The 17,003-nt window shown below is 69.3% G+C and carries 13 protein-coding genes and 2 riboswitches; of the genes, 3 read left to right on the plus strand and 10 right to left on the minus strand.

What is annotated here, in order from left to right:
* Positions 1–18 precede the first annotated feature (18 nt).
* Positions 19–1,794, minus strand: a complete 1,776-nt coding sequence (locus MRBLWS13_RS04725) for an ABC transporter family substrate-binding protein (protein WP_349427882.1) — start codon at positions 1,792–1,794, stop codon at positions 19–21.
* A 162-nt stretch (positions 1,795–1,956) separates the two neighbouring features.
* Between MRBLWS13_RS04725 and MRBLWS13_RS04730 the strand changes: the two genes are divergently transcribed.
* Complete coding sequence (locus MRBLWS13_RS04730) at positions 1,957–2,826, plus strand: CPBP family intramembrane glutamic endopeptidase (RefSeq protein ID WP_349427883.1); 870 nt, start codon at positions 1,957–1,959, stop codon at positions 2,824–2,826.
* A gap of 269 nt (positions 2,827–3,095) precedes the next feature.
* Entirely contained in the window at positions 3,096–4,085 is a 990-nt protein-coding gene (locus MRBLWS13_RS04735; protein WP_349427884.1) for a hypothetical protein, read from the plus strand.
* A gap of 376 nt (positions 4,086–4,461) precedes the next feature.
* On the opposite strand, the gene gcvP is transcribed toward MRBLWS13_RS04735, so the two are convergent.
* The 9 genes from gcvP to MRBLWS13_RS04780 all read right to left on the minus strand — a co-directional run bounded on the left by gcvP (position 4,462) and on the right by MRBLWS13_RS04780 (position 16,017).
* Entirely contained in the window at positions 4,462–7,371 is a 2,910-nt protein-coding gene (gene gcvP / locus MRBLWS13_RS04740; RefSeq protein WP_349427885.1) for an aminomethyl-transferring glycine dehydrogenase, read from the minus strand.
* Positions 7,368–7,751 (minus strand): glycine cleavage system protein GcvH, encoded by a 384-nt coding sequence (gene gcvH, locus MRBLWS13_RS04745; RefSeq protein ID WP_349427886.1) that lies wholly within the window; start codon positions 7,749–7,751, stop codon positions 7,368–7,370. Before gcvH ends, gcvP begins: the two co-directional genes overlap by 4 nt.
* A complete protein-coding gene (gene gcvT, locus MRBLWS13_RS04750; protein WP_349427887.1) occupies positions 7,748–8,881 on the minus strand; it encodes a glycine cleavage system aminomethyltransferase GcvT in 1,134 nt (377 codons plus the stop codon). Before gcvT ends, gcvH begins: the two co-directional genes overlap by 4 nt.
* Positions 8,882–8,926: 45 nt before the next feature.
* Positions 8,927–9,032: riboswitch (glycine riboswitch) on the minus strand.
* A riboswitch (glycine riboswitch) is annotated at positions 9,033–9,130 on the minus strand.
* 42 nt (positions 9,131–9,172) lie between these two features.
* Positions 9,173–10,345: a MarP family serine protease gene (locus MRBLWS13_RS04755; RefSeq protein WP_349427888.1), complete on the minus strand. Its 1,173-nt coding sequence runs from the start codon at positions 10,343–10,345 to the stop codon at positions 9,173–9,175.
* Positions 10,346–10,458: 113 nt separating this feature from the next.
* The gene (locus tag MRBLWS13_RS04760) at positions 10,459–11,325 is read right to left on the minus strand and encodes an ATP-binding cassette domain-containing protein (RefSeq protein WP_349427889.1); all 867 of its coding nucleotides are present in this window, start codon (positions 11,323–11,325) and stop codon (positions 10,459–10,461) included.
* Complete coding sequence (locus MRBLWS13_RS04765) at positions 11,322–12,221, minus strand: ABC transporter ATP-binding protein (RefSeq protein WP_349427890.1); 900 nt, start codon at positions 12,219–12,221, stop codon at positions 11,322–11,324. The genes MRBLWS13_RS04760 and MRBLWS13_RS04765 overlap by 4 nt, the downstream gene beginning before the upstream one ends.
* The gene (locus MRBLWS13_RS04770) at positions 12,218–13,198 is read right to left on the minus strand and encodes an ABC transporter permease (protein ID WP_349428985.1); all 981 of its coding nucleotides are present in this window, start codon (positions 13,196–13,198) and stop codon (positions 12,218–12,220) included. The genes MRBLWS13_RS04765 and MRBLWS13_RS04770 overlap by 4 nt, the downstream gene beginning before the upstream one ends.
* Positions 13,199–13,301: 103 nt before the next feature.
* The gene (locus tag MRBLWS13_RS04775) at positions 13,302–14,297 is read right to left on the minus strand and encodes an ABC transporter permease (RefSeq protein WP_349427891.1); all 996 of its coding nucleotides are present in this window, start codon (positions 14,295–14,297) and stop codon (positions 13,302–13,304) included.
* Positions 14,298–14,340: 43 nt separating this feature from the next.
* Complete coding sequence (locus tag MRBLWS13_RS04780; RefSeq protein WP_349427892.1) at positions 14,341–16,017, minus strand: ABC transporter substrate-binding protein; 1,677 nt, start codon at positions 16,015–16,017, stop codon at positions 14,341–14,343.
* Between the two features lie 258 nt (positions 16,018–16,275).
* On the opposite strand from MRBLWS13_RS04780, the gene MRBLWS13_RS04785 reads away from it, so the two are divergent.
* Entirely contained in the window at positions 16,276–16,980 is a 705-nt protein-coding gene (locus MRBLWS13_RS04785; protein ID WP_349427893.1) for an NUDIX domain-containing protein, read from the plus strand.
* Positions 16,981–17,003 lie beyond the last annotated feature (23 nt).

Consider the following 17,003-nt stretch of genomic DNA (forward strand, 5'->3'; position numbering starts at 1 on the left):
TTTCAGCTGATCACCGAATTACTCGGCGACCGTCCACTCCCAGAAGTTCCAGAACACACCGGTCTGGTTGCCCATGTAGGTGAGGCCCTCGATGTTGTCTGCGTGCGCCTCCAGGCCCGGGCTCTGCCACAGCGGCAGACCGTAGGCGTCGCCGAACAGCTCGGCGTCGGCCTGGACCGTGAGCTCATCGATGGTGTCGGTGTCGAGCGTCACCGGGATCTCACGGGCGATCTCGTCGACCGTGTCGTTGGCGTACTTGTTGAAGTTGCTGCCACCGAAGCTGGCGAAGATCTGCGGGACGGTGCCGTTGCCGACACCGGGCGAGATCCAGCCGAAGATGACCGCGTCGTAGATGTCCGAACCGAGCTGCGCGCTCCAGTCCTCACGGCCCACATCCTCGATCACGAAGCCGGCCTCAGCAGCCGAGGCCTGGATGGCCTCGAACGCGGCAACGCGGTTCGGGTTGTTGATGTTGTACATGAGGCGGATCGTCGGGGTCGCACCGGCGAGGAGCTCCTTGGCACCCTCGATGTCGACCTCGGCGTACGCGTCGGAGCCGTTGCTCGAGACAGCGTCCTCGTAGGACGACTGCGCCGGGATGAACAGCTGCGAGTTGAGGACCTCGGCCTCGGGGTTGATCGGCTTGATCAGCGTGTCGACGAGCTGCTGACGCGGGATCGTCTTGAGGAAGGCCTCACGGACGTTCTGCTCGGCCAGCGGGCCGGCGAACGTCAGGTCGAGGTGGTCGTACGCGAGCTGGTCGCCCTGGATCACCGTGGCACCGTCGATCGCCTCGAGCGCGGTCAGCGTGTCACCGCTCGCCTGCGGGGCGATGATGTCGACCTCGCCGTTCTGGAGGGCCGTGACCTGGGCCTGCGCGTCACCGATGAAGCGGATGACGAGCTCCGAGAACTGCGGCTTGAGGTCACCCGTGTAGCTCTCGTTGAGCTTGAGCGTCATCGACTGCGTGGGCTCGTACGAGTCGATGATCCACGGGCCGCTCGCCAGGTACAGCGACGGGTCCTCCGGCAGCGACGTCATGTCGAAGCCCGAGTTCCAGAAGTCGGCAGCAGCCTTGAGCGTCTCGTTGACCGGCGCCGGAGCAGCAACGTCACCGCGCGGGCTCGTCAGGATCGTGTCGATGAGCTCGGCCTGGTCGACGCCCGCCTTCTCGGAGACGACGTGGACCGGCTGGTCCATGAGGTCCTGGATGTTCCAGTCGACGAAGGGCTCGTCGTACTCGAGCGTGAGCGAGAGCTTGTCGTCGGCGACCTCGGTGATCGTGGAGGTCTTGAGACCCTCCGTGCTGCCCGCGTACGCGAAGTACTTCGTGCCGCTCACGGCCTCACCCGACTCCGGGTCGAGCGTGGCGTCGTCGAAGACGCCCGACGTGGCAGCCCATCCGAAGACGAGGTCGTCGGTGGTGATGGGCTCACCGTCGGACCACTCGAGCCCGTCGTTGAGGGTGTACTTGACCTGGAGGGGGTCCTCGCTGACGACCTCCATCGTGCCGAACGACTCGTCCGGAACGACCTCGTAGCTGTCGCTGACGTAGTAGAACGTGGACTTGGTGAGGTAGTCGATCTTGCCGTTGATGTCGAGGTTGCCGTTGTCGCTGTTCGAGTTCGTACCCGTGAACTCGTTCGTCTCAGCAACGGTCACCGCGGTGTCGGTGGCCGTGGGCTCCTCCGACTCCGGCGGGGTCGTCGAGCAGCCGGCAAGGACCAATGCGGTCACGCCGACGCCCGCCGCGACTCCGAGTGCGCGCATGCGCCACGTCGTCTTGTCAGACACTGTGTCTCCTCCTGTGCAGGGTAATGCGCGCGAGTACGGAGAGAACCGGACGGGCGCGCGGATGGGAAAACGATAAGCATCGGTGGTGAGATGGTCAAAACGATCGGGGAAAACGTTACAGAGCCTTAACTCAATCGACGCGGAGTGTGACAATCTGACAAGATGACGCCGCCGAACCGACCCACGGACCGGAGGGATTCCACTACGCTTGCTGCCCCCGATGCGTTCGAGCGCCGCCGCCTGACCTGGGAGGTCTGGATCGTCCTGGCGATCACGGTCGGTCAGTCGGCGCTCTACTCGGTCCTCTCGCTCGTTCGCAAGCTCCTCGCACCGGTCCCCCTGGGTCAGCAGCAGACCCAGGTGAATCCGTCACGCGATGTGCAGGCGTTCTGGGACGTGACCTACCAGCTGCTCTCCGTCTTCTTCGCGCTCGCCCTCGTCGCGCTCGTGGTGTACCTGCTGTGGGAGCCCGGGAGCAACGCGCTGCGGCGCATCGGCCTCGACTTCACTCGATTCGCCGGCGACCTCGGCCGCGGCATCCTGCTCGCCGCCGTCATCGGCCTGCCGGGGCTGGCGCTCTACGCAGCCGGACGAGCTCTGGGGATCACGGTCGCGGTCGTGGCCTCGCCCCTCGACGCGGCGTGGTGGACGGTGCCGCTGCTCGTGCTGTCGGCGCTGCGCGCGGGGCTGACCGAGGAGGTCATCTTCATCGGCTACCTGTTCGACCGGCTGCGCCGGCTCGGCTGGAACGACTGGTCGATCATCCTGACCACCGCGGCCCTGCGCGGCGCGTACCACGCCTACCAGGGCATCGGAGCGATCGTCGGCAACTTTGTCATGGGCCTGGTGTTCGGCTGGTGCTACCGCCGGTGGGGGCGCGTCATGCCCCTCGTCGTCGCGCACACCCTGCTCGACATCGTCGCCTTCGTCGGCTACCCCCTCGCCGCGGCGCTGTGGCCCGGCGTCTTCGCCCCGATCCCGACGCCGTCGCCGACCCCGACTCCGACGCCGTCCGCGTCCGCCGCGGCGTAGCCGGTCAGCGCGCCGCCCTGTCTCGGCGAGGGGTGCGCGCCGCCCTTTCTCGGCGAGACCCCAGTGGGTGGACGAGACCGTGGGGTTCACCCAGGGTCTCGTCGGCCCACTGGGGTCTCGTCAAACCGCGCCGGGCGCGCAGCGTGGGGCGCTGTGCGCAGGAACACCGGCCGGCGCGCGGCTCCTCCACAGACCGGAGGTTTCGGGGTTCGTCCACGAACGGCTCGGAGATCTTCGCCGCGGCTGCCGCGGCCCGACAGAGTCGACGGATGCCGCTGCTCACGTCCGCGCTGACACTCCAGCCATCGCCGATCTCGCTGTTGCGCGTCGACGACGTCCCTCATCCCGAACGCGCGGTGGCCCGGAACGACCTGGTCAAGGTTCGGCGCGGGGTGTACGCACCAGCGGAGGAGTGGCGATCGCTGCCGCCGTGGACGAGGTACCTGGCGCAGGTGCACGCTGCGCTTCTGCTGCATCCCGATCTCGTCCCCTCCCACGAGTCTGCTGTCGCGCTGCACGGCGGTCCGGTCTTCGGCAACCCCGGCGTCGTCCATGTCCTCGCACCGGCGACGGGCGCATCCAGGCTGGTCTCGGGTGTGCGCACCCACACCACAACGGACCACCGCGCACTCGTGCTGATCAGCGGGATCGCCGTCTCCGCTCCGGCGGAGGCAGCCGTCGACGTGGCTCGCGCGCGCCATCCCGCCATCGGGCTCGCGGTGGCGGATGCGATGCTGCGACGCGACGACACGGTCTCGCGCGAGGAGTTGGCGCGCATCAACGCGACGCGTTCGTCCAGCCGTGGCCGTGACATCGCACGATGGCCGCTGTCGCGCGCCACCTCGCTCGCGGAGACAGCGTTCGAATCCGTGAGCCGCGGCGTGATCGAGTGGCTGGGCTTTTCCGCGCCCGAGCTCCAGAAGACTTTCGTCACCCAACCGGACGAGGTGGACCGCGTCGACTTCGTGTGGGAAGAGGCATCCCTCGCTGGGGAGGCTGACGGGGACTTCAAGTTCGACGGCCGGTTCGGCGATGCGGCCACGCTCCTGAAGCAGCAGCGATCGCGAGATGCCCGACTTCGCGGGCATCTGCGAGCCGTCGCCCACTGGGGATGGCAGGATACGACGACGTTCACACCGCTGCGTACTCTCCTCCACGGCGCCGGACTCCGTGCCACCGCTCCCGAGAACTCCGCCGCGTTGATGTCCATGCGCCGTGTACTGGTCGGACGCGCCCCGCACCCGACCGACCCGCGTTAGCCCCCTCCTCCGCGAGACAACAGTGGGCGGACGAGACCGCGGGGTTCACCCAGGGTCTCGTCCGCCCGCTGGGGTCTCGCCGCGCTGCCGCATCGGCCACGCCGCGCCGCCGCATCGGCCACGCCGCGCCGCCGCATCGGCCGCGCCGCGGGCCATCACCCGCACCAGGCGGGTCCGCGCGAGCCCCCCGCCTCCGCGAGACAACAGTGGGCGGACGAGACCGTGGGGTTCACCCAGGGTCTCGTCCGCCCGATGGGGTCTCGCGGAAATGAGGCCAGGGCCCTGGGCGCTCGACCACCGGCCGACGGCGCGCCGCCCGGAGACGGGAACGAGCGGGATGCCGGGGGCACCGGCATCCCGTCGCTCAGGCGTCGTGTCAGGCGAAGGCCTCGATCGGCGGGCACGCGCACACGAGGTTGCGGTCGCCGTAGGCCTGGTCGATGCGGCGCACCGGCGGCCAGTACTTGGTGCGGACGAGCGTGTGCACGGGGTACACGGCGGTCTCGCGCGAGTACGGATGGCTCCACTCGCCGGCCACGACCGACTCGGCCGTGTGGGGGGCGTTCACCAGCGGGTTGTCGTCGGCGGGCCACTCCCCCGCGGCGACCCGGTCGGCTTCGGCCTTTATCGCGATCATGGCCTCGATGAAGCGCTCGATCTCGCCGAGGTCCTCCGACTCGGTCGGCTCGACCATGAGCGTGCCTGCGACTGGGAACGACATCGTCGGAGCGTGGAAGCCGTAGTCGATGAGCCGCTTGGCGACGTCGTCGACCGTGATCCCGGTCGCCTCGCGCAGCGGCCGCAGGTCGAGGATGCACTCGTGCGCGACGAGGCCGTCCTCGCCGGTGTAGAGCACCGGGTAGTGCTCGCGCAGGCGCACGGCGATGTAGTTCGCCGCGAGCACGGCAGCGGCGGTCGCGTCGCGCAGCCCCTCGGCGCCCATCATCCGCACGTACGCCCACGAGATCGGCAGGATGCCGGCGGAGCCGTGCGGCGCGGCCGAGATCGGTCCGCCGTCGAAGACGCCGCCCGCGTGGTCCCTGCGCTGCGAGAACGGGTGGCTCGGCAGGTAGGGAGCCAGGTGCGCCTTGGCCGCGACCGGGCCGACGCCCGGACCGCCGCCGCCGTGCGGGATCGCGAACGTCTTGTGCAGGTTGAGGTGCGAGACGTCGCCGCCCAGATCGCCGAACCGGGCGTAGCCGAGGAGCGCGTTGAGGTTCGCGCCGTCGATGTACACCTGGCCGCCCGCGTCGTGCACGGCCTGCGTGATCTCGAGCACGTCGTGCTCGTACACGCCGTGCGTCGACGGGTAAGTGATCATCAGCGCCGCGAGCTCGTCGGCGTGCGCTGCGATCTTCGCCCGCAGGTCGTCGAGGTCGACGTTGCCGGCGTCGTCGCACGCGACCACGACGACGCGCATGCCGGCCAGGACGGCCGAGGCGGCATTGGTGCCGTGCGCCGAGGACGGGATGAGGCACACCGTGCGTTCCTGGTCGCCGTTGGCGCGGTGGTAGCCGCGGATCGCCATGAGCCCCGCGAGCTCGCCCTGCGAGCCGGCGTTGGGCTGCAGCGACACCGCGTCGTACCCGGTGACCTCGGCGAGCCACACCTCGAGCTGCTCGATGAGCGCGAGGTAGCCGTGCACGTCGGCCTCGGGCGCGAACGGGTGCACGCGCGAGAACTCCGGCCACGACACCGCCGCCATCTCGGTGGCGGCGTTGAGCTTCATGGTGCACGAGCCCAGCGGGATCATGCCGCGGTCCAGCGCGTAGTCCCGGTCGGAGAGCTGCTTGAGGTAGCGCATCATCGCCGTCTCGGACCGGTGCGTGTTGAACACCGGGTGCGTGAGGAACTCCTCGACGCGGTGCAGCCCCGAGGGCACGCCGGCGAGGGGCTCGGCATCCGCGTACGGAAGCCTGCGCTCTCCCTGCTCGCCCGCTCCGAGGAACTCGTCCTCGGGCAGTCCGAAGGCCCACGCCACGGCAGCGAGATCATCGGCGGTGGTGGTCTCGTCGACCGACACCCCGACCGTCGCGTCGTCCGCCCAGAACAGCTGGTAGCCGCGCGAGCGGGCGCGCTCGATCACCCGTCGTGATGCACCCGGTGTCGCGACCCGGATGGTGTCGAAGAACGCGTCGGAGCGCAGCGACAGGCCGTACGAGCGCAGCCTGGCGGCGAGCGCCTCGGTCTTCTTCGCCACGTCGGTTGCGATCGCGCGCAGTCCGTCGGGGCCGTGGTACACCGCGTACATGGAGGCCATGACGGCCAGCAGCACCTGCGACGTGCAGATGTTCGACGTCGCCTTCTCGCGGCGGATGTGCTGCTCGCGGGTCTGCAGCGCCAGGCGGTACGCGGGGTGTCCCGCGGCATCCTGCGAGACGCCCACGAGGCGGCCGGGCAGCTGGCGCTCCAGACCCTGGCGCACCGCCATGTAGCCGGCGTGAGGGCCGCCGAAGCCCAGGGGCACGCCGAAGCGCTGCGTCGTCCCCACCGCGACGTCGGCCCCGAACGAACCGGGCGAGCGCAGCAGGGTGAGTGCGAGCAGGTCGGCGGCCACGACGACGAGCGCGCCCGTCAGGTGCGCCGCGTCGACGACGCCTGCCGGGTCCCACACGTTGCCCGAGGCGCCCGGGTACTGGATCAGCACGCCGAACGGCTGGAGGGGCTCACCAACCGCGTTCTCGAGCAGCGCGCCGTGGGCGAGGTCGAGCTCCACGAGCTCGATGCCGACCGCCGCCGCGCGATGGGCGAGGAGCGCCTTCGTCTGCGGCATCGTGTCGGTGTCGACGACGAAGACGTTCGACGGCGACTTCGAGCCCCGGCGCGCGACGAGCATGCCCTCGACGACCGCGGTCGACTCGTCGAGCATCGACGCGTTCGCGGTCGCGAGGCCCGTGAGGTCGGTCACCATCGTCTGGAAGTTGATGAGCGCCTCCAGGCGCCCCTGCGAGATCTCGGGCTGGTACGGCGTGTACGCGGTGTACCAGGACGGGTTCTCGAGAACGTTGCGCGCGATCACCGACGGGGTGATCGTGTCGGCGTAGCCGAGGCCGATCATCGGCCGGGCCGCGCGGTTCTGCGAGGCCAGCATCCGCAGCTCGGCGAGCGCCTCGGCCTCCGTCGCCGCCGGCGGGATGTCGCTCGTCGGGCGCGCCTTTGCATGGATGGATGCCGGCACCGCCGCCTGCACGAGCGCGTCGACGCTGTCGTAGCCCAGGGCGTCGAGCATCATGCGCTGGGCCGCGGCATCCGTCCCGATATGACGATCGACGAACAGACCCGTCATTCGGCGCCGCCCGTGAGCGAGATGTACGCGTCGCGGTCGAGCAGGTCGGCGACCGCCGCCGGGTCGACAGTCAGCTTGACGAGCCAGCCGGCGCCGAACGGATCGGCGTTCACGAGCGACGGGTCGTCCACCACCGCCTCGTTGATCTCGAGGACCTCGCCGGTCAGCGGCGCGTAGAGCTCGCCGACGGACTTGGTGGATTCGATCTCGCCGACGACGGTGGCCGCGGTCACCGTGCTGCCCACGGCGGGCAGCTCGACGAACACGACGTCGCCGAGCTTGTCGGCCGCGTACGCGGTGATGCCGACGGTCGCGACGTCTCCGTCGAGGGCGATCCACTCGTGCTCGGCCGTGTACTTGAGGGCGGTGAGGTCGGTCATTTGTTCCTCCGGTAGAAGGGCAGGTCGGTCACGGTCGCGGGGATGCGGGTGCCCCGCACGTCGATGAAGAGCGTGGTGCCGGGCGCGCTCGCGGCCGGCGGGACGAAGGCCATGGCGATGGGATGCCCGAGGGTCGGGCTGAGCGCACCGCTGGTGATCTCGCCGACCGGGGTCTCCGCGTCGGTCGCGTCGAACACGGCGTAGCCGGCACGACCCGCGCGCCGGCCCTCACAGGCGAGGCCGACGAGCACGGGAGCATCGGGCGTCACGACCGCCGCGAGGCCGGACTTGCCGACGAAATCGTCCTTGTCGACCGCCACGACGCGGCCGAGGCCGGCCTGGGCGGGCACGATGTCGCGCGAGAGCTCGTGGCCGTAGAGCGGCATCCCGGCCTCCAGGCGCAGCGTGTCGCGCGCGGCGAGGCCTGCGGGAACCAGTCCGAGCGGTTCGCCGGCGGCCAACAGGGCGTCCCAGAGGGCCGGTGCGGAGGACGCTCTGATGTACAGCTCGAACCCGTCCTCGCCGGTGTAGCCGGTGCGGCCGACATGCATCGGCACGGGCTCCTCGCCCGGCGCTGCGAACCGCGCGTGCGCCATGCGGTAGTACTTGAGGTCGCCGAGCGCAGCCGAGAGGTCGACGATCCCGGGGGTCGCCTGGAGGATCTCCTGCGATGCCGGGCCCTGCACCGCGACGAGCGCGATGTGGTCGGTCGCGTCGTCGATGTCGACATCGAACGACTGCGAGCGCTCTGCGAACGCCTCCGCGACGGCTGCGCGGTTACCCGCGTTCGCCACGACCATGAGGCGCTCGGGGTTGTGGCGATAGACGATGACGTCGTCGATGATCCCGCCGTCGGCATCCAGCACCAGGCTGTACTTCGCCTGGTCGTCGGTCATCGCCGACAGTCGTCCGGCGAGCGCGTAGTCCAGGAACGCCCCCGCCTCCGGTCCTTCTACCAGGAACTCGGCCATATGCGAGATGTCGAAGAGGCCTGCGGCCGTGCGCACCGCGTGGTGCTCCGCGAGGTCGGAGCTGTAGCGCACCGGCATGAGCCAGCCGCCGAAGTCGGTGAAGGAGGCGCCGAGCGCCTCGTGGCGGTCATGCAAGGCAGTCGTACGGAGTTCTGTCATGAGTTCTCCCGGTCGCGGACGGGCAGACGCCGATCGACGTCTGTGAACTCCCCCTCTGTCATGGGCCTGAGAGCTTCGCTGGATGCGGGACATCCTGCTTTCACCGTCGGCGGATCTGCGAGCTTCGCTCGAAATCGCTTTCCAGAGTCGGCCTGCCCGAACGGTACGCGGTACCTGAGAGATTGGCGGGGAGGCTTGCTCCTTCGGTGCTCGGCGATCGCGCTGCCGAGGCTCTCCCGCCCGGGTGATGGGCCGTATTGACTTGCGCAGCAAGCATAGCGGTCGTGGTGGTCAGCCGACGCAGGAACCGGTCGACACGGTGTTCGAGAGCGACGGTGCGCGCGCCGCCACCGGGTCGAGCTCGGCCATCGTCATCGCGTAGCCGAGGTTCTCGTCGTTCTCCGCGCGGGCGAAGACCACACCGGCCACGGCTCCCTCGTCGGTGAGCAGCGGACCGCCCGAGTTGCCGGGCCGCACAACGGCATCGAGGGCGTAGATCTCCCGCGGGTTCCACGACCCGTCGTAGACGTCGGGCACGTTCGCGCTGCCCACCGACTCCACACCGGCCGGGACCATCGTGAACGGGCCGCCGTAGGGATAGCCCTGCACCGCGGCCGCGTCACCGGGCGCGAGCGTCGGCGAGAACGGCAGGACGTCGGCACCCAGGTCGTCCACCGCGATCACCGCGAGGTCGTCGACCGGATCGAAGTACACGACGCGTCCCTCGCGTGCCGCCACGCCCGGCAGCTCGACGATCGGGGTGTCGACGCCGGCGACGACGTGGGCGTTCGTGACGACACGGTCCTCCGCGATGACGAATCCGCTGCCGGCCGATCCGCGCCCGCAGGCGTACGCGTTGCCCGACACGCGGGCGACGGATGCCGCGGCCCGCTGCAGCTCCGGATCGTCCAGCGCCACCGGGGGCGCGGGATCCACCGTCGCGGGGCCGAGCAGCTGGCCGAGGCCCGGCAGGCTGTCCTCCAATACCGCGCCGCGCAGCTGCGCCAGCGCCGCGGCGACGGGGTCGGGCGTGGCCGCCTCGATCCCGCGCAGGATGCTCGACGAGGCGACGGCGGACGACACGATGGGGATGCCGGCGCCGGCGATCGCCGGAGCGACGAACGCGAGGGCGAGGATGGCGGCGAGCACGGAGGCGATGCCGCCGAGGAAGCGCTCGATGCCGCGGAGCTTGAGCCGGTCCGCGCCGGAGCGCAGCGCCGAGCCGATGGCGGCGCCGATCGCGGCGCCGGCGAAGACGAGTCCGATCGCGGTGGCGATCACGGCGGGGCCGCGCCAGACGGGCGAGGGCACCCATGTGCTCACCAGCGGCGTCAGCCAGTAGGCCGCGAACGCGCCCGCGGCGAGCCCGGCGAGCGTGCCGATGCTGGCGAAGAAGCCGCGCTGGACACCGCCGATGCAGGCGGCCACGAGGAGGAGGACGATCAGCACGTCGACGACGATCATCCCCACTCCTTCCGCCGTCAGGACCCGTCTCGACAGGCTACGCACCCTGCCTGGGAGAACGACCCCGACCCCCGTTCCCCGGCGTGTCGGGGAAGCGGAGGTGGAGCGATGCGTCAGGGCCGCCTCGCCGCCAGCTCCCGGCGCACCTCGTCGCGCAGCATCCCCTGGTTCTCGGGGTCGGGAGCGGCACCCAGCAGCGTCCGCGTGTAGTCGTGCTGCGGGTCGAGGATGACCGTATCGGCGGGCCCGCGCTCGACGATGTCACCGCGATACATCACCAGGATGTCGTCGGAGAAGTGCCGGGCGGTCGCGAGGTCGTGGGTGATGTAGAGCACGCCCAGATGGTCCTCGCGCTGCAACTGCGCGAGCAGGTTGAGCACGCCGAGACGGATCGACACGTCGAGCATCGACACCGGCTCGTCGGCGATGATGAACTGCGCCCCGGGCGCGAGCGCCCTCGCGATCGCGACGCGCTGGCGCTGACCGCCCGACAGCTCGTGCGGGCGGCGCTCGGCCATCTTGTCGGTCGGTGTGAGGCGCACGCGGTCGAGCAGCTCGAGCACGCGCCGGCGCACCTCCGCCTTGCCCATCCCGGGATTGTGGATGCGCAGCGGGCGCTCCAGGTGATGCTCGATCGAGTGGAACGGGTTCAGCGACGCGAACGGGTCCTGGAACACCATCTGCACGTCGCCGCGGTAGGCCGCGACCTCGCGGCTGCGGTTGCCGGCCGGCTTGCCGTCCAGCAGGATCTGCCCGCTCGTCGGAGTCTCGAGGCGGGCGAGCATCTTCGCGATCGTGGACTTGCCCGAACCGGACTCCCCCACCAGCGCGATCGTGCGGCCTGCCTCGAGCGTGAACGAGACGTCCTTCACCGCGTGCAGGGTGGAGAAGCTCAGTCCGCTGCGGAGCCGGAAGTCCTTGACGAGGTTGCGGGCGTCGAGAGTGCGCTGTCCGCGCGCGGTGGCTGGCTGGGCGCTCATGCGGGTCCTCCTTCGAGCGGGCCGGCGCCCGCGGCCGAGCCCAGCGTCGCCGAGACCGGCTGCGTGCCGGTGCGCACGAAGTCGCCCCGGTCGCCGCGCAGGCTCGGGAAGCTCGACAGCAGCTTCCTGGTGTACTCGTGCTGCGGGTCGCGGTAGATCTCGGTGGCGGTGCCGAGCTCGACGATCCCGCCCTGCAGCATGACGGCGATGCGGTCGCTGATCTCGATCAGCATGGGCAGGTCGTGCGTGATGAAGATCACGGCGAACCCGAGCCGCTCGCGCAGGCGCATGATCTCGCGGATGATGCCGCGCTGCACCACCACATCGAGCGCGGTGGTCGGCTCGTCCATGATCATGACCTGCGGGTCGAGCGCGAGCGCGATCGCGATCATGACGCGCTGCCGCATGCCGCCCGACAGCTCGTGCGGGAAGCTCGACAGGCGCTTCGGGTCGACGCCCACGAGCTCCAGGAGCTCCTCGCTGCGCTGCTGCTTCTCGCGCTTGGACATCTCCGGCCGGTGCGTCGTGAACACGTCGAACAGCTGGGCACGGACGTTGATGACCGGGTTGAGCGAGTTCATCGCGCCCTGGAAGACCATCGACACCTTGTCCCACCGGAAGCGGCGCAGCTCCTCGTCGGCGAGCCCCACGACGTCGATGTCCTCGCCGGAGCGGTCGTGGAACACGATCTCGCCGGACGTCATCAGCGCCGGCGGCTTCAGAAGCCGGTTGACCCCGTACGCGAGGGTGGACTTGCCGCAGCCCGATTCGCCGGCGAGTCCCAGGATCTCCCCTCGGTGCAATGTGAGCGACACGTCGCGCACCGCCTTCACCGGCGGGTCGACCTCGTACTCGATCGACACGTTCCTCGCCGTGAGGACGGCATCGCGGTTCATGCCTCGACTCCGTTCGTGGTGCGGATCGACTCGACACCGCGTCCGGCGCGCTTGGCCCGGCGCACGCGCCGCGCGTTCTCCGGGGCGAGCCGGAGCTTCGGGTTGATGATCTCGTCGATCGAGAAGTTGATCAGCGACAGCCCGGCGCCGAGCAGCGCGATCATGAGGCCGGGCGGGACGAACCACCACCAGGCGCCGGTTCCGAGCGCCTGACCCGTCTGCGCGTCGTTGAGCATCGTGCCCCACGTGATCGATCCGGTGGGTCCGAGTCCGAGGTACGACAGACCGGCTTCGCCGAGGATGGCGAAGATGATCGCGAAGAGGAATTGCGCTGCCAGGAGGGGCAGCAGGTTGGGCAGGATCTCGACGCGGATGATGCGCACCGTCTTCTCCCCCGCCACACGGCTGGCGGCGACGTAGTCGCGTGACCGCAGCGAGCGCGCCTGCGCCCGGAGGACCACCGCCGAGCCCGCCCACCCGGTGATGCCGAGCACGACGGCCACCAGCATCCAGCTCCGCCCCGGGATATAGGTGGCGATCACCATGACGAGGGGAAGGCCGGGGATGACGAGCATGATGTTGGTGAACAGCGACAGGATCTCGTCCCACCAGCCGCCCTTGTAGCCGGCGATGATGCCGAAGACGATCGACAGGACGAGCGCGATGAGGCCCGCGGTGATGCCCACCATGAGCGACCCTCGTGTGCCCCACGCGAGCTGGGCCAGGACGTCGTAGCCGAGCTTGGTCGTGCCGAGGAGGTGTTCCGGGCTCGGCGGCGACAGCGCCGGGTTGTCGGAGTCCATCGGATCCTGGCAGAACAGCGGCCCCAGGATGCCGAACAGCACGATCCCGACGACGATGAGGAGGCCGAGGGCGAGCTTGAGCGACATCCGCGGGAGCAGCTGGCGGATGCCGCGCCGAGCGGCGGATGCCTCGTCTCGGGCCGCGAAGACCTCGGCATCGACGGGCGGCGTCATGAGCGCGCCGGGAGCGACGATGGCGGGGTCGATGGTGCGGTCGGAGAGCGTCTCGGGGGCGCGCTCGAGATCGACGGTCGGCGGTTCGGTCACTTCGACCCTCTCAGACATTGTGACGCGCTCTCGGGTCGATGAATCCGTAGACGATGTCCATGATGAAGTTCGCCGCGAGCACCGCGACCGTGATCACGAGGAACACGCCCTGCATCAGCGCGTAGTCGCTGTTCTGCACGGACTGGATCATGAGCTTGCCGATCCCGGGGTAGGTGAACACTTGTTCCATCACGATGGAGCCGGCCACGACGAAGCCGAGCGAGATGCTGAAGCCCGCGATGGACGGGATCGCCGCGTTGCGCGTGGCATATGTGCGGAGGATGCGCATCGGCTTCAGTCCCTTGGCCTCGGCCGTGACGATGTAGTCCTCCGACACGGTCGACACCATCATGTTGCGCATGCCGAGCAGCCAGCCGCCGACCGAGCTCAGCACGATCGTGAGGGCCGGGAGGAACCCGTGATAGATCGCGCTGCCGATGAACTCCCAGCTCCACTCCGGGCCGTCGGGGAACGCCCACACGTCGTATCCGCCGAAGATCGGGAAGACGCCGAGCGCGACCGAGAAGATCGCGACCAGCACCAGTGCCAGCCAGAAGTACGGGATCGACTGCAGCACGGTCGTGAAGGGCACGAGGTGGTCCACCCAGGTGCCTCGCCGCCAGCCCACCCAGGCGCCGATCCCGACGCCGAGCACGAACGAGATCACGGTGGCGAGGCCCACCAGGATCACCGTCCATGGCAGGGCGGCGGCGATGAGCTCGGTCACCGGGGTCGGGTACTTCGTGACCGAGACGCCCAGGTCGCCCTGGAGCATCCGGCCCCAGTACGCGACGTACTGCTCCCACATCGACGACGAGTCGCCGCCGAGCAGGGCCTTGATGTTGCGGACGGTGGTCTCGGTGAGCTCGCCGCCCGCCCGCTGCATCTTCGCGAGGAGGATGTCGGCGGGGTCACCGGGCAGAAGCCTCGGCAGGAGGAAGTTGAGGGAGATCGTCGCCCACAGTGTCACCACGTAGAACGCGATCCGCCGCGCATAGAACTTCATTGCGGCCCGCTCCTCCGTGCCGCGGCTTCTGCCCGGTTCTGCATTACTTCACCGGCTCCAGGTGCTGGAGGACGTAGCCGGACGCGACCGAGCCCCAGGCGGGCGGGAAGGCGTACAGGTCGTCCTCGGTCGGCCAGCCCGTGAAGTCCTTCGTGTTGAAGAACGTCTGGGTGGCGTTGATGACCAGCGGGATGTAGGGCAGGTCGCGCACGATCTCGGCCTGCACAGCGGCGTACGCCTCCTGCTTGACAGCCTCGTCATTCGTGGCGGCGGCCGCGGCGACGGCCTCGTTCACGATCGCGTTGTCGTAGCGGCTGAAGTTCCAGCGACCGGCGGGAACCTCCTGACCGACCTGCGACGTCGACTCACCGATGAACCAGTCCTTGTAGATCTGGAAGGGGTCGGCGACCGAGGTGCCGATGACGCCACCCATGATGAGCTGGTACTGACCGGTCTGGCGGGCGTCCGAGAACTCCTGCCACTGCACCGTCGAGGCGTTGACCTTGATGCCGGCCTCGGCAGCCTGCTCAGAGATGAGCTTCGCGGCGTCGTTGTAGTCGGTCCAGCCGTCGACCGAGACGAGGCTCAGCTCGAGCGGCGCGCCGTCCTTCGCGTAGAAGCCGTCGCCGCCCTTCGCGTAGCCGGCGGCCTCGAGGATCTCACCGGCGGCCGCCGAGTCGGGCGACTGCGGGCTGACCTCGTTCGCCGGGTCGGCGACCCACTTCTGGTCACGCGGCAGCAGCGCGAAGGTGGGCGAGATGTCGCCGGTCAGGCCGACGAACGCCTTCTCCTTGATCGTGCCGCGGTCGATCGCGACGTTGAGCGCCTGGCGGACGGCCACGTCGGTCTGCGGACCGGTGCAGCCGAGGTCCGCGTTGGAGCAGGTGTACAGCACCGTCGGGTCCTGCGGCGTGTTCAGCATGCTGATCACGCCGTTGGAGGTCACCGAGTCGGGGTTCGGCACGAACATCCCGGTCCAGTCGAGCTCGCCGGCGGTGAGCAGGTCCTGCGCCGACTGGTTCGCGTCGATGCCGATGTACTGCACCTTCTTGATCGCGGGCACGCCCTCGTCGCGGAACTCGTCGTTCGCGACGACGGTGTAAGAGGCATCCGTCACCTTGTCGACGACGTACGGACCGGTGCCGACCGGCTCCTCGTCGGTGAAGGTGGTGTAGTCCTCGACCTCCGACCAGATGTGCTCGGGCAGCATCCAGGTGGTCCCGAGGATCTGGAACTCGTTGGTGAACTGGGGCGTCTCGTAGGTGAGCACGACGGTCGTGTCGTCGGTCGCCTCGGCCGAGACGAGACCGTCGCGGTGGTTCGGCTCGTAGTTGAACGTGAACGCGGCGTCGTCGGCGGTGAAGTCCTCGCCGTCGTTCCACTTCACGCCGTCCTTGAGCTTCACCGTGATGACGGTGCCGCCCTCGTTGTACTCGAAGCTCTCGCCGAGCATCGGTGCAGGCGCCTCGTCGGCCGTCTTGTTGTAGAAGAACAGCGGCTCGTAGATCGGACCGAGTGCGGCGTGCAGCACGCTCGGCGAGAAGGGGTTGAAGTTGGCCTCGATGGGAGTCTGGCTGCCGGCCCAGACCCTGAGGGTGCGTCCTTCGGAATCACCGCTGTCGTCGCCGCCACCACCGGCGCAGCCCGACAGGCCGATGCCGAGGATAGCTGTCCCGGCTACGGCGATGAGCGCCGCTCGGCGCTTCGCGTTTCGAATCATCGTTGGTTCTTTCTCTCGTGCGGCATTGCAGGGAGGAGTGCGAGGGCACCCGGGGCATTCATTAAGTACTGAGCCCTAACAAATGTTTGAACGTAAACCTAACAAACATTCCCGCCGCTTCGCATCCCTCCGAGCCCGTCGGCGCGTCACGTCTTCGCAACGGTTCACGCGAAGGCCGAGTCGCACGCGTCGGTTACGGTCCCGGTTTGGCTTCTGGTCGTCATGACACTATGATCGATTCCGACAGTTAGAGTCACTATGACCAGAACAGCTCCTAACGCCCTCTCCCCCGCCGACGCGATCCGCGTGGCGGTGTCGACCGTGATCTTCACGCTGCGCCGCCTGCCCGGCAGCGACGCGGTCCAGGTCGTGCTCCCGCTCGTGCGCCGCACGCGGGATCCGCACGAGGGGCAGTGGGCGCTTCCGGGCGGCTGGCTCGACGCGACGGAGGGGCTCGCCGCTGCGGCGTCCCGCACCCTCGGCGAGACGACCGGACTCGCGCCGAGCTATCTCGAGCAGCTGTACGCGTTCGGCGCCGTCGATCGCTCTCCCACCCGCGTCGTCTCGATCGTGTACTGGGCGCTGCTGCGCGGGGACGAGATCACCGACAGCACCGTCGAGAACGTCTCGTGGTTCGACGCCGCGTCACTGCCCTCGCTCGCCTTCGATCACAACGAGATCGTCGAGTACGCGCTGTGGCGCCTGCGCAACAAGGTCGGCTACAGCCGCATCGCACACGGCCTCCTCGCCGACGAGTTCACGCTGGCGGATCTGCGAGAGGTGTACGAGGCGATCCTCGGCCGGCGGCTGGACCCGGCGAACTTCCGCCGCCAGGTGGAGAACTCCGGCACCCTCATCCCCACCGACCGCTTCCGCACCGGCAGCCACCGCCCGGCGCGCCTGTACCGCTACAACCAGGATGTCGAGCTCGCCGACCGCGGCCCGCTCGACGCCCGCGACTGACCCCACCCGAACGGAGCGCCCGA

It is taken from the genome of Microbacterium sp. LWS13-1.2, from assembly GCF_040144835.1.
Taxonomy (GTDB): Bacteria; Actinomycetota; Actinomycetes; order Actinomycetales; family Microbacteriaceae; genus Microbacterium.

Excerpts from the sequence above, each read along its gene's own strand:
- gcvH (WP_349427886.1), bottom strand. The coding sequence starts at position 7,751 with ATGACCGACCTCACCGCCCTCAAGTACACGGCCGAGCACGAGTGGATC.
- MRBLWS13_RS04735 (WP_349427884.1), top strand. The coding sequence starts at position 3,096 with ATGCCGCTGCTCACGTCCGCGCTGACACTCCAGCCATCGCCGATCTCG.
- gcvT (WP_349427887.1), bottom strand. The coding sequence starts at position 8,881 with ATGACAGAACTCCGTACGACTGCCTTGCATGACCGCCACGAGGCGCTC.
- MRBLWS13_RS04765 (WP_349427890.1), bottom strand. The coding sequence starts at position 12,221 with ATGAACCGCGATGCCGTCCTCACGGCGAGGAACGTGTCGATCGAGTAC.
- gcvP (WP_349427885.1), bottom strand. The coding sequence starts at position 7,371 with ATGACGGGTCTGTTCGTCGATCGTCATATCGGGACGGATGCCGCGGCC.
- MRBLWS13_RS04760 (WP_349427889.1), bottom strand. The coding sequence starts at position 11,325 with ATGAGCGCCCAGCCAGCCACCGCGCGCGGACAGCGCACTCTCGACGCC.
- MRBLWS13_RS04755 (WP_349427888.1), bottom strand. The coding sequence starts at position 10,345 with ATGATCGTCGTCGACGTGCTGATCGTCCTCCTCCTCGTGGCCGCCTGC.
- MRBLWS13_RS04770 (WP_349428985.1), bottom strand. The coding sequence starts at position 13,198 with ATGACGCCGCCCGTCGATGCCGAGGTCTTCGCGGCCCGAGACGAGGCA.
- MRBLWS13_RS04780 (WP_349427892.1), bottom strand. The coding sequence starts at position 16,017 with ATGATTCGAAACGCGAAGCGCCGAGCGGCGCTCATCGCCGTAGCCGGG.
- MRBLWS13_RS04730 (WP_349427883.1), top strand. The coding sequence starts at position 1,957 with ATGACGCCGCCGAACCGACCCACGGACCGGAGGGATTCCACTACGCTT.
- MRBLWS13_RS04785 (WP_349427893.1), top strand. The coding sequence starts at position 16,276 with ATGACCAGAACAGCTCCTAACGCCCTCTCCCCCGCCGACGCGATCCGC.
- MRBLWS13_RS04775 (WP_349427891.1), bottom strand. The coding sequence starts at position 14,297 with ATGAAGTTCTATGCGCGGCGGATCGCGTTCTACGTGGTGACACTGTGG.